At 43.8% G+C, this 11,215-nt stretch carries 11 protein-coding genes and 1 pseudogene; 10 read left to right on the forward strand and 2 right to left on the reverse strand.

Annotated features, from left to right (window positions below):
- The 5 genes and pseudogenes from trpC to HOO90_RS11140 all read left to right on the forward strand — a co-directional run.
- A pseudogene (gene trpC / locus HOO90_RS11120) lies at positions 1–317 on the forward strand (indole-3-glycerol-phosphate synthase TrpC); the annotation flags it as partial.
- Positions 318–355: 38 nt separating this feature from the next.
- Positions 356–1,345, forward strand: coding sequence for a porphobilinogen synthase (gene hemB, locus HOO90_RS11125; RefSeq protein ID WP_292843050.1), 990 nt, complete (start codon positions 356–358; stop codon positions 1,343–1,345).
- 13 nt (positions 1,346–1,358) lie between these two features.
- Complete coding sequence (locus HOO90_RS11130) at positions 1,359–1,760, forward strand: hypothetical protein (RefSeq protein ID WP_292843052.1); 402 nt, start codon at positions 1,359–1,361, stop codon at positions 1,758–1,760.
- Between the two features lie 464 nt (positions 1,761–2,224).
- Positions 2,225–2,845: a sigma-70 family RNA polymerase sigma factor gene (locus HOO90_RS11135; protein ID WP_292843054.1), complete on the forward strand. Its 621-nt coding sequence runs from the start codon at positions 2,225–2,227 to the stop codon at positions 2,843–2,845.
- Positions 2,842–3,840 (forward strand): hypothetical protein, encoded by a 999-nt coding sequence (locus HOO90_RS11140; RefSeq protein ID WP_292843056.1) that lies wholly within the window; start codon positions 2,842–2,844, stop codon positions 3,838–3,840. Before HOO90_RS11135 ends, HOO90_RS11140 begins: the two co-directional genes overlap by 4 nt.
- 7 nt (positions 3,841–3,847) lie before the next feature.
- Here the strand turns inward: HOO90_RS11140 and HOO90_RS11145 are convergent, their stop codons facing one another.
- Entirely contained in the window at positions 3,848–4,474 is a 627-nt protein-coding gene (locus HOO90_RS11145) for a hypothetical protein (RefSeq protein WP_292843058.1), read from the reverse strand.
- Between the two features lie 18 nt (positions 4,475–4,492).
- Positions 4,493–7,000: a penicillin-binding protein 1A gene (locus HOO90_RS11150; protein WP_292843060.1), complete on the reverse strand. Its 2,508-nt coding sequence runs from the start codon at positions 6,998–7,000 to the stop codon at positions 4,493–4,495.
- A gap of 222 nt (positions 7,001–7,222) precedes the next feature.
- Between HOO90_RS11150 and HOO90_RS11155 the strand changes: the two genes are divergently transcribed.
- The 5 genes from HOO90_RS11155 to HOO90_RS11175 all read left to right on the forward strand — a co-directional run.
- A complete protein-coding gene (locus tag HOO90_RS11155) occupies positions 7,223–8,296 on the forward strand; it encodes a pilus assembly protein PilM (RefSeq protein WP_292843062.1) in 1,074 nt (357 codons plus the stop codon).
- Positions 8,293–8,880, forward strand: coding sequence for a PilN domain-containing protein (locus HOO90_RS11160; protein WP_292843064.1), 588 nt, complete (start codon positions 8,293–8,295; stop codon positions 8,878–8,880). The genes HOO90_RS11155 and HOO90_RS11160 overlap by 4 nt, the downstream gene beginning before the upstream one ends.
- On the forward strand, positions 8,877–9,524 hold the full coding sequence (locus tag HOO90_RS11165; RefSeq protein WP_292843066.1) for a type 4a pilus biogenesis protein PilO: 648 nt from the start codon (positions 8,877–8,879) through the stop codon (positions 9,522–9,524). Before HOO90_RS11160 ends, HOO90_RS11165 begins: the two co-directional genes overlap by 4 nt.
- Before the next feature lie 44 nt (positions 9,525–9,568).
- On the forward strand, positions 9,569–10,075 hold the full coding sequence (locus HOO90_RS11170; RefSeq protein WP_292843068.1) for a pilus assembly protein PilP: 507 nt from the start codon (positions 9,569–9,571) through the stop codon (positions 10,073–10,075).
- Positions 10,076–10,126: 51 nt separating this feature from the next.
- The coding region (locus HOO90_RS11175; protein ID WP_292843070.1) for an AMIN domain-containing protein at positions 10,127–11,215 on the forward strand (1,089 nt) is incomplete at its 3' end.

The raw sequence follows: 11,215 nt of genomic DNA on the forward strand, positions 1-11,215 counted from the left end.
TAGCTAACGAGCTTGGCATGGCGGTGCTGGTTGAAGTGCACGATGCACAAGAGCTGGAATTGGCTCTGCAATTGCATACGCCTTTAATTGGCATCAATAATCGTAACCTGCGTACGTTTGATGTGACTTTGCAAACTACGCTAGATTTATTAAAAGTGCTGCCAGACGACCGTTTTGTGGTCACAGAATCAGGCATATTCACGCCAGAAGACGTGAAGCTGATGACTGATAATGATGTTCATGGCTTCTTAGTAGGCGAGGCGTTTATGCGTCAGCCAGACCCAGGTGTCGAGTTGGCTAGGGTTTTTAATCTGTAGTAATTTTGTTGTTGATTATTGAATCGAGGTAACAAAAAATGAGCTATCCATATGCCCGCCCACGCCGTATGCGAAAAGATGAATTTTCACGCCGCATGATGCGTGAGAATGTACTGACAGCTAATGACTTAATCTACCCAGTGTTTGTGTTAGATGGCGAAAATCGCACTGAAGAAGTCGCTTCTATGCCGGGTGTTAAACGTCAAAGCATTGATGTTCTGCTTAAAACAGCGGCTGAATGTGTTGAATTAGGCATTCCGCTGATTGCTCTATTCCCAGTGGTAGATAGCAAATACAAAAGCCTAGACGCGGCTGAAGCATACAACCCAGATGGTTTAGCACAGCGCGCAGTTAAAGCATTAAAAGCTGCATTCCCGCAACTCGGTGTGATGACAGATGTGGCGTTAGACCCCTTCACTACGCACGGTCAAGATGGTTTGATTGATGACACTGGCTATGTAATGAATGATGAAACTATTGAGGTTTTAGTTAAACAAGCCATTTCTCACGCCAATGCAGGTGCCGACATTGTTGCGCCAAGCGACATGATGGATGGCCGCGTTGGTCAAATTCGTGAGGCCTTAGAAAGCACACGTAATATTCACACCAAAATTTTGGCTTATTCGGCTAAATACGCATCTGCATTTTATGGTCCATTCCGCGATGCAGTGGGTTCGGCAGGCAATCTAGGTTCAGGCAATAAATACACGTATCAAATGGATCCAGCTAATAGCGACGAGGCCATGCAAGAAGTCGCGCTAGATATTTCAGAAGGTGCAGATATGGTGATGGTGAAGCCAGGCATGCCGTATTTGGATATTGTGCGCCGCGTGAAAGATGAGTTTGGTGTGCCAACGTTTGCCTACCAAGTGAGTGGTGAGTATGCCATGTTGAAAGCTGCTGCGCAAAATGGCTGGTTGGATGAAAAGGCTTGCGTAATGGAAAGCTTGTTGGCGTTTAAACGCGCAGGCGCGGATGGAATTTTGACTTATTATGCGATGGATGCGGCGCGGTGGTTGAAGGGATAGGTTGACTATAATTATGACTGAGCAACTATTACTTACTTTAATTGCAGCATCGTCAGGCTTTGTTGCCTCAGTGTGTTTTGCGTATGCCTCAGCATTTACTAGTAAGGCAAAGCTAGTCGCAGTTTCGAAAACCTACTGGGACTTTAACTTAGTTTTTGCACAAGCAGCAGTAGTGCAATCTACACAATACTTAGTTGGTTCGCTGTTGCTTTTCATTTCGTTTGCGCTTCAAATTGCTGCCGTTCTTGCATCAGCAACTAATTTTATTCTGCTTCCTCAAATATTAAATTATTGGTTAAACATTGTTATTTGTTGTCTTGTACTATTTGGAAGTCTTGCTTATTTTGCTTGTTACATCCTATATAAGTGGCGAATAGCACAAGTAGAAACTTTGCTAAAGCAATCAGTAAAGTAAGCTTAGAGCGTAATTGCTATAATGCATTGCGCAGTTGTAAGTTGTCGCTTTCGCGCGACTGGCGAGTTACTTTATTTTGCTTGTCCAGAATAAAGTAACCAAACAAAAGGACACCCCCTACCGCTTGTTTCCTGCGCCGCTCAGCTTAATGGGCGGCAATCGGAAACTCGCCAATAAAATCACTTGGCTCAAACAGCCGCTTGCCGAAAACTCCCATCAAGCTTGCGCTGCTCGGCGCGGTAGCAGGGGATGAGAAAGGCATGGAAGTTTCACGATTTCTTGCTTAAGAACTTTGAAACACCTGCTCTGCGAGCCAATATCCATGCGGTTCGCAGAGCACCTACTTTTAAGCTCCTATACTTTAATATTGAGCAATTAGCTAAATTGTCTTTGGTAAATGTAAAGTTGTTTTAACCCCATCGCCATACATTGACCGTTTAACTCTCTAATGACACACTTATCACATGGGTGATATTTCAATTTCTGATGATGTTTTGATGCGCAAATTTTGCGCTGGTGATGGCAAGGCTTTTCAAGCTTTGTATGCGCGGCATGAAAAGCCGCTTTATCGGTATTTGCGTCGTGTGCTGGGCACGGCTTTGGCGGCGCAGGTGGATGAGGTGTTTCAGGATACATGGATGCGCATGGTGGATGCGCGCGATAGTTGGCAGCCGCGTGATGGTGTGGCATTTAAAACTTGGCTTTATACGCTGGCGCATCATCGGGCGGTGGATATTTTGCGTAAAGGTGGGCGCGAGTTTTCGGTGGACGAAGGCTGGCAGGATGATGATAGCGAAACGCCATGGCAATTATGGCCTGCATCCACAGCTGACCAAACCGAACAACAAGTCTTTTGGCGCAATGCAGGTCAGCAGTTGTTACATTGTTTAGATGGCTTGCCAGCATTGCAGCGCGCGGCTTTTTTGTTGCACCATGAAGATGGGTTGAGCTTGGATGAAATGACACAGGTGTTGAATGCTGAATTTGAAACAGTAAAAAGCCGTTTACGCTACGCGCTTTCTAAGCTCAGGTTGTGCATGGGTGCGCATTTGCAGCCAATTTTTGAGTCGGAAAATACCGCATGAGTCTGCATGATGAGCATTTAAAGCAAGCACTTAAACATGCGCCAGATAAAGATTTAGCGCCAAGTGACGCTGCGCGCTCTGCCGTGTTGGCTTATGCAAATAAAGCTCTTAAAGTTAAGCCAGTTAGTTGGGCAGTGCGATTCAGCAATTGGATGCAAGAATGGTTTGGGCCAAGTTGGCATTCAGTAGGTTTGGGCAGTGCGGTTGCGACAGTGCTGATTGTGGTGGTTGTTTGGCATGGACAGCCAGACGATGCAATTTGGCAAATGTCTAAGCCAATAGAAGAATCTGAGTACAAATCAGAAGATTCAGCCTTAGTGCAAGCGCCACAAGCGGCTTCTGTTGAGTCTCAGCGAGAAGCCGCTGTACTTGCTGCGCCTTCTCCAGCGGAAATGCCATCAGCAGCTAAAGCTGAATCTGCCAAGTCGGCTCCTGTCAGTCCAATCCTAGCGTCAAAAAATGACCAAGAGAATCTTAAAAATAGTGATTTAGCCGAAGCCGTTCCACAAGTGCCCTCACTTGTTGCAAGTGCGCCAGCGCCTATAGATCAGGGTAATGCGGTGAGTGCTGATGCGGAGTTAACAAAAGAGATTCCACCAGAAATTTTGGCTAGCTCGACCGCGCTTAAAGATAACGTGACAGCTAAGAAGTTAGCAGAAAAACCTAATATGCGCGGTTTGGCTTCACCTAAATCTGCTGAAAACTTACACATGACTGAAGCTACTCTAGTGCGCATTAAAAATGAAGGTGGCAAGTCGGTGGCAAACCAAGATATTCAAGCGGGGAACTTCCGCTTAATAAAAATAGAGACGCAAAAAAAGAATGCCGAAACGTTGGATTGCCCACAAATACAAAATCAATCAATAGCAGTTGATGCAACTACGGGTTTTAGAATTGAATCTATCGCTATTTGCGAAGCTTCAGGCTTACTGCAAACTGAGGTTGAAGTTTACAATCAAACAGTGCGTGATTGGCAAAGTAGTCACTTGCAGTAACTAGCCTTTAAGCTACGTTTAGCAAAGCTTTAACATCTTGAATATTGGCGCGCTCTGCATTGCTACCATCCGCGGTGCGCTTGGTAGCAATGCGAATTTCATCCACTTCAAAGACGCTGAGTTTGATGACGCCCGTTACCATTTCCAGAGAGAAAACCGGGATTTTTTTGCGATTATCGCCCTTTTTATCACGCTTACCATCATTCATTACCCGGTAAGTTTTTTCGTTGGTTTCAAACGGAATGTCTTGGTTGAGCAGAAACATTTCAACGTCTTTTAAGCTATCAGCAAATAAATGTATATGCGTCTCTGAGCCCAATCCTGCGGTGCCATCCAGCACAGCACCCGTTAAGTGTGGATTAAATTTGGCCAAAAGTTGCATGGTAAAAAGTGCGCTTTCACGTAACTTACGCAGGTTTTCTGGTTGTTCATCACTTAAGTACAAGGCATTGTAAAGTTTGAGTTCGGCTTCAATTTCTGCGTTCGAGGGCAAAACATCGTTATCTGAAGTGCCAACTTGCCGACCCGCCTTTTTCTTGGCATAGGCAAAATCTGAAATGCCGTCTTCTGCCATCATTCTGGCGGCTTGCTGGGCAATTAATTGCCGCAGTTGCTGTAAATTTTCTTTGGCCATGGCTAAAAATTATGGGATTCAATTGGAATTTAATAATTTTGCGGCATTCTTTTGCGCGTCCGCATGCTCAGCTTTAGGCGCGGCATTTGGTGCAGGGGGTGCTGGTTTATTTGCAGGGCTCGGAGGCAATGTAATTTCCGGCTGCAATATCTGCTGCGGTTGATTCAATGGTACCGAATTAAATCCAGATTCGTCAGAATTCTGAGTATCTTCAAATAATGACGGTAAGTCTGCATTAACCATGGGCGGCGGGTTTTCATGGTAAAAATATTCGACGATGCCATTTTCGTCACGCGTACCTGTTGTGGGGTCAATGTTAATGGCAACTACGCCGTCTGGCATGCGCATGGCAACCTCAGGCACGCCTTTTAAAGCGGTTTCCATGTAGCGAATCCAAATCGGCAATGCCGCCCCACCGCCCGTTTCACCTTTGCCTAAGGTGCGTGGTTGGTCAAAGCCAATCCAGGCAATCGCTACTTGTTTTGGGCTATATCCCGCAAACCAAGCATCGTTATGATCATTGGTAGTGCCTGTTTTGCCAGCAATGTCGCTACGACCTAGCTTAAGTGCTTTGGCGGCTGTGCCGTTTCGAACTACGCTTTGCATCATAGAGTTCATAATAAAGGCATTACGTGCATCGATCACGCGCGGCGCGCCGTTGCTGGCGTGATCAAACTTGGTGCTTAACAGGACCTTGCCATTATGGTCGACAATTTTAGTGATTATATTTGGCTTTACACGGTAGCCGCCATTGGCAAATACCGTATAAGCACTAGCCATTTGCCATGGCGTAGTAGTGCCTGCGCCAAGTGCCATTGTTAAGTAGGCAGGATGATCTTTTGCTGCAAAACCAAAGCGTGTGATATAGCTTTGAGCATAGGCGGGTTCTATATCCTGAAGCAAACGAATCGCCACAGTATTGACAGATTTCGCCAATGCTTTTCTTAAACGAATTGGGCCTTCAAAGGTATTGTCATAATTTTGCGGCGCCCAAGCTTTATTGCCGGTTTCGCCAGCAGAGAAGTTCAACGGCTCATCTTCCATAATGGTCGCAGGAGTGTAGCCCTTTTCTAAAGCCGCAGAATAGATAAAAGGTTTAAAGCTAGAGCCAGGTTGGCGCTTAGCTTGTGTGATGTGGTTAAATTTACTTCGATTGAAATCAAAGCCGCCTACCAAAGCACGTACCGCTCCATTTTCAGGGTCAAGCGCGATTAAGGCAGATTCCACTTGTGGAAGCTGGACAATGCGCCAGCTATCGGCACTTTTATCATTTTTCGTATTCAATACACGAATCAAAGCACCCTTTTTCAGCAGTCGTTTAGCAGGGTCTTTTTCGTTGAGTGTTTTTTCGACAAAAGTTAATCCTTTTCCATTGATAACGATTTCATCGCCAAATTTAGTATGCGCATGCACTTCTTTTGGCGTGATGTTGGTGATGATTGCTGGTATGAAGCCATTAAAGGATTCAAAATCATCTAAGGCGTTATCAAGTGCGCTTTTCTTGTTTGAGCCTGAGGCCTCGTTGGCCTGCAATGCGTCAAGGTCTAGTGTTTTTTCTGGGCCGCGATAGCCATGACGCAATTCATAATTCAATATGCCTTCGCGAACGGCATTGTTGGCGGCCTCTTGATTCGATTTACGAATGGTGGTGAACACATTAAGACCACTGCTATAGATTTCATCTTGATACTGCGCGTACAAAGTATCACGTACGATTTCTGCCACATAGTCTGCCGATAAGTCACGTGATTGCTTGCTAACCTTAAAGCGTAGCGGTTGTTTTAGCGCCACTTGATAGTCATTTTCTTTTAAAAAGCCAAATCGGCGCATATCACGCAATACTTCTTGTTGGCGTCCAATCGCGCGTTTTGGATTCAAGAATGGATTGTAGCCAGACGGCGCTTTTGGTAACCCAGCTAAAAGTGCAGTTTCAGCTAAATTAAGTTTTTCTAAAGTTTTGCCGTAATAGACTTGTGAGGCGGCGGCAAAACCATAAGCTCGCTGCCCCAAGTAAATTTGGTTGATGTACAACTCAAGGATTTTATCTTTGGATAAGGTGCGCTCAATTTTAAGTGCTAAAAGGGATTCATTTATTTTGGTAATTAAAGTGCGTTTGCCGTTTGGCGGTGTAAAAAAGTTTTTGGCCACTTGCATGGTGATGGTGCTGGCACCTTCATGCGATTTGCCAGTGACATTGTTTTTGATCGCACGTAAGACACCTGTGGTATCAATGCCACTGTGCTGATAGAAACGGCGGTCTTCAATGGCTAAAACAGCATCTTTTAAATTTTGTGGTACTTGGTTGATGTCAATAAATGCGCGGCGCTCCTCACCAAATTCGCCGATTAAATAACCGTCTTCGGAGTAGACGCGCAAGGGTAATTTTGGCTGATAATTAGTCAATGCCTCAAGTGAAGGTAAGGATGGGTAGATAATGGCGGCTGCGATGGCCACTAATGCGAGTAAAGATAAACCGCCAACAACGATTGCCAGCAAGATATAGTGCCACCATTTGGTAGGAGTCATGAAGTATTAGAATTTCACTCAGTAAGAATCGACATCATTATAAATTGCTATGCTGCAGCACGCTAATAAACTATGTAATAAAGCGTTAAAAAGTGTTAAATAAAAATTACATTAATATTTACGAATAAAAAATTGCTTTACAGGGCTTTAAGTTGTTGATAGGATTTAATGTAAATTATTAGAAATGAACGTAACTAACGATAACAGAAAAGGAATTTCAATTTGAAATTCAGCTTTTTTAAAGATAAAACCCCGCCTCTGATAGGAGTTGATATCAGTTCTACTGCTATTAAAATGGTAGAACTTTCAGATGACGGACGCGGCGGCCATAAGCTTGAAGGTTACTCATCCGCGCCTTTGCCTAAAGACGCCATCGTTGACGGAAACATTGGCGACCTTGAAAAGGTGGCGGATGCCATTAAGCAAGCGTGGAAGTTGCTAGGTTCTAGAGAAAAGCGCGTTGCACTGGCTTTGCCAGCCTCTGCAGTAATCAGTAAAAAAGTACTGATGACGGCAGGTTTGCGTGAAGAGGATATGGAGGCGCAAGTAGAAGCGGAAGCAAATCAATATATTCCGTTCTCGTTAGACGAAGTGAATATCGATTTTCAAATCATCGGCCCTGCCCCAAATAATCCCGATGAAGTGGAGGTGCTGATTGCGGCCTCACGTAAAGAAAAAATTGAAGACCGTGTGGGCGCAGCAGAAGGTGCAGGCTTAAAAGTAACGGTCATGGATGTTGAGAATTACGCAACGGAAGCCGCCTATACGCTAGTTGCAAGTCAGCTGCCCAATTCAGGGCGCGAGCAAACAGTGCTAATTGTTGATATTGGCGCTTCAATGATGCACATCAATGTGCTGCATGATAATAAATCTATCTATACACGCGAGCAGAATTTTGGTGGTGGTCAGTTAACGCAAGAAATTCAACGACGCTTTGGTTTGTCATTAGAAGAAGCCGAGATTGCTAAACGCAAAGGCGGTTTGCCTGAGAGTTACGATAGCGAAGTGTTGCAACCCTTTGTGCAATCGCTATCAATGGAAGTTGCGCGCGCTTTGCAATTCTTCACGAGCTCAACACAATACAATCGTATCGATCATATTGTGTTGGCTGGCGGATGTGCAGCAATTCCAGCGATTGATGTAGCGGTTCAAGATAGAACGCAAGTGCATACCATTGTGGCAAACCCATTTCACAGCATGGCCATCAATACCAGACTTAAACAGCAGCAAGCAGCGACAGATGCGCCATCGCTTCTTATCGCATGTGGCCTTGCAATGCGAGGTTTATCAATATGATTCGCGTAAATCTACTGCCTCATCGTCAAATTAGACGCGAAGCGCGCCAGCGCGAGTTTGGTTTGATGTCCTTGTTCTCTGCCGTTGCTGCAGCTGTCGTGATTTTTCTGGGCTACACATTCATCAACGCAAAAATTGAAGCCCAAGCTGAAAGAAATGCACGTTTGGATGCTGCAATTGTAAAGCTAGATAAAGAAATTGCCGATATTAAGGATTTAAAAGATCAAATCAGCACCATGCTAGAACGTAAGCAGGTGGTTGAAAACTTGCAAACCAATCGTAGCCAAGCGGTAGTAGTGTTAGATGAGTTGAGCCGTCAGCTGCCTGAAGGCATGTACCTGAAATCAATTAAACAGCAAGGTACTACCATTTCTTTGGAAGGTGTAGCCGATACCAATGCGCGTGTTGCAACTTTGGTACGTAATTTTTCAACCTCCAATTGGCTGGAGTTACCGAATTTGGTTGAAATTAAATCAGTACTTGTTAACACACTCAAGCAAAATGCTTTTGCTTTAAACGTTAATATTAAAGTGCCTAAAGTAGAAACTGAAGACAAACCAGTCAAGGGTGGTAGTCAACCATGAAGTTAGAAGACTTTAATAATATTGATATTAATAATGCTGGTAGTTTGCCTGCGGCGGTAAAAGCCGTGTTGCTGGCCGTTATATTCGTATTTCTGTTTGCTGCGGGATATTACTTTTTATGGACAGATGCATTCACAGAGCTTGATACAGCAAAGGCAAAAGAACAAGAATTACGTCAAACCTTTTTAGATAAACAGGCGCAAGCTGTTAATTTAGAAGGCTATAAGCAACAAATGGTAGAAATTGAAAAGACCTTTGGTGCATTATTAAAACAGTTGCCAGATAAATCCCAAATGGACGGATTGCTGACAGACATCAATCAGGCAGGCCTAAACCGTGGTTTGGAATTTGAATTATTTAAACCAGGACAAGAAACGCAAGCAGAGTTTTATGCTGAAATGCCTATCGCAATTAAAGTACAAGGAACCTATCATGACTTAGGTGCCTTTGCGACAGATATATCAAAACTTTCACGCATCGTTACGCTAAATGACATTTCTGTAGTATCTGGTGGTAAAGATGCTAAAGCTACCGATGCGGTTTTAGTGATGGAAGCAACCGCAAGAACCTATCGTTATTTAGATGCTGATGAAATAGCTTCGAAAAGAAACGCTTCCAAAAATAAACCAGGTGGGAAAGGTTGATTAGGCCAGTGAATTTGCGAACAAAATCAGAATCAGCTCAAGCAATGTGGTTTAAAGCTACCTCTATATGTTTATTGAGCATTGGCTTAGTAGCCTGCAACGGTGAAGACGGGGACGATCTTGATAAGTTCATTCGCGAGTCTAAAAACACCATGGTGCCAAAGATTAAGCCCTTGCCAGAGGTTAAGCCTTATTTAGCCTTGCAATACAATGCAGACGGCAAACTAAGTGACCCCTTTAGATCGCGTAAGGCATTTACTAAATCAGGCATATTGCAACCCAATTTGAGTCGGCCCAAAGAGCCGATGGAAGCTTATCCGCTTGAGAGTATTAAATTTGTTGGTCGATTATCAAAAACTAAATTAACTTATGCCTTATTGTTGACACCTGATAATGGAGTGCAGCAAGTAAAAGTTGGTAATTATGTGGGTCAAAATTTTGGTATGGTAACGCAAATTACGGATAGTGAAGTCGTACTAAAAGAGATTGTGCAAGACGAGCTTTCGGGGGATTGGATAGAGCGAGTTTCAAATTTGGCTTTGCAAGAATAGCTACGTAACTCGAACCTCTATTTGAAGTATTTAGAAATTTAAGGTGATACGATGAAAAATAACACATGGATGGCCAAATTTTTACAGGCAATTTTGTTAATTGGGTTAACTGTAACTTCAGGTTTTTTGCTAGCGGAAGAGCAAGCCACACTCACTAATAAAATTGAAAGCGTGGACTTCTCATCATTGCCGGGTGGCAGGGTTGCAGTTTTAATTAAAACAACAGAACCCGTAGCCAATGCCCCCGCTGGCTTTACCTTAAATAATCCAGCACGAATTGCCCTTGATTTTCCAGGCGTTGCAAACGGTCTAGAAAAAAGCAATATCAAGGTAGATCAAGGCTCATTAAAAAGCGTTACACTTGCCCAAGCCAAAGAGCGAACACGTCTAGTGCTTAATTTGTCAAAAAATGTTGCCTACACCACTACGGTAAATGGCAGTGAAATAACAATCTTGTTGCAAGCAAATGAAGCCAGCGCAACTACGGCCGTCGAGACTAAATTTGCTGAACCCACCTTGGGACAAAAGCAATTCTCAATCAATAATGTAGATTTTGCACGCGGTAAAAATGGTGAAGGCCGCGTGATTGTTGACCTGTCAGACCCCTCTGCAGGTATCAATATCAAGCAAAAAGGCAAAACCATTGTTGTTGACTTTATTAACACTGAGGTACCAGCTAACCTGCAGCGCCGTTTGAATGTAACCAACTTTAATACGCCAGTTATTTTTGTCGATACCATTAAACAAGGTCGAAACAGCCAAATTGTCATTGAGCCTAAAGGTAATTGGGAGCAATCAGCCTATCAGGCTGATAAAAAATTCATTATCGATGTACGTCAAATTGTCGATGACCCAAACAAATTGGTGCGTGGTGCTAAACCAGGTTACGCGGGTGAAAAACTGTCACTAAATTTCCAAAATATTGAAGTGCGTTCAGTCTTGCAGGTGATTGCAGACTTTACTGGTCTCAATATTATCACCAGTGATACCGTAACAGGCAACTTAACGCTAAGGCTTAAAGATGTGCCATGGGATCAAGCTTTGGACATCATTGTGCAAAGCAAAGGCTTATCAATGCGTAAAACAGGCAATGTAATCTTAGTGGCGCCAGCGGAAGAAGTCGCAGCTAAAGAAAAGCAA

Origin of the sequence: Methylotenera sp. (genome assembly GCF_013141425.1) — a bacterium.
Classification (GTDB): domain Bacteria; phylum Pseudomonadota; class Gammaproteobacteria; order Burkholderiales; family Methylophilaceae; genus Methylotenera.